This window comes from Rhodopseudomonas faecalis, from assembly GCF_003217325.1.
GTDB lineage: Bacteria > Pseudomonadota > Alphaproteobacteria > Rhizobiales > Xanthobacteraceae > Rhodopseudomonas > Rhodopseudomonas faecalis.
Map to the genome: position 1 here is coordinate 1 of NZ_QJTI01000058.1, position 1,160 is coordinate 1,160.

At 64.1% G+C, this 1,160-nt stretch carries 1 protein-coding gene; it reads left to right on the plus strand.

Going from position 1 to position 1,160, the window contains the following annotated elements; genetic code table 11:
* Positions 1–200: 200 nt before the first annotated feature.
* On the plus strand, positions 201–1,142 hold the full coding sequence (locus tag BJ122_RS18885; protein WP_110782821.1) for an IS110 family RNA-guided transposase: 942 nt from the start codon (positions 201–203) through the stop codon (positions 1,140–1,142).
* The last annotated feature ends 18 nt before the right edge of the window (positions 1,143–1,160 follow it).

The following is a 1,160-nucleotide window of genomic DNA, read 5'->3' on the forward strand; positions in this document are numbered from 1 at the left end:
GCCCCCTTGTATCTGCCCATCGACGGAGATGTGCGATGGAAGCGACGAAGCGCTTTGGCCGGTGGCCACCGGCCAAAGCGCGCGGCGACGTCGCCCGATACCCCTCCGGCTACAACCGTGGGTGAGCCTGGGATCTTCGCCGTTGTCACGTACGACCGAACAGTCGCTGGATCGCGATCGCACGAACAAGGCAGGTTACCGTGATGAAGACCATTTGTGGAGTGGATGTTTCCAAGGCCAAGCTGGATGCCTGCGTCATGCCCGGCGCGATGGCGCGCAGCTTTGACAATGATGCTGCCGGGATCGCCGAGCTCGCGACGTTCTGCCGGGCGCATGCTACCGAACTGGTGGTGATGGAAGCGACCGGCGGTTTTGAGCGCCGGGCGTTTGTGCTGCTCTGGGAAGACGGTCTGCCCTGCGCCATCGCCAACGCCCGCAACGTTCGGCTCTACGCCGAGGCCATGGGGGTGTTGGAAAAGACCGACAAGATCGACGCCGGCATGATCGCCCGCTTTGCGCAGGCCAAAGGCCTTCGTCCGACGCCGTTGCCCAGCCGGCCGCAGCAGCGCCTGAAGGCTCTGGTCGCAAGGCTGCGCCAAGTCACCGACGATCTTGTTGTGCAGAAGCTGCGCCGCTCGGCGCTGAGCGACGACGCCGAGATGACGGCCAGCCTCGACGAGGTGATCGCGCTGCTCAAGCGACAGTCGCGTACCCTAGAAGGCGAGATCGGCTCGTTGATCGACGACGATCCGCTCTGGGCACATCTGGCCGCGACCTTCCGCACGATCAAAGGCGTCGCCGATCGTACCGTCGCCTGGCTGATCGCCGACCTTCCGGAGATCGGCACCTACGACAACAAGGCGATCGCCAAGCTCGCAGGCCTCGCTCCGATCGCCGACGACAGCGGCAACCGCAAGGGCAAGCGGCCGGTTCGTGGCGGTCGCGCTGGGGTGCGTTCAATCCTGTTCCTGGTGGCCGCCATCGCCGCCCGTTACGACAAAAGCCTGGCAGACTTCCGCAACAGGCTGAGCAAAGCCGGCAAAGAGAAAATGGTGATCCGCATCGCCCTGGCGCGCAAACTTCTCGTCCGCCTCAACGCCAAAGCACGCGACGCGCGTACCCAGTTCGCTTATGCAACTTGACAGACCAGATAGTCGCTC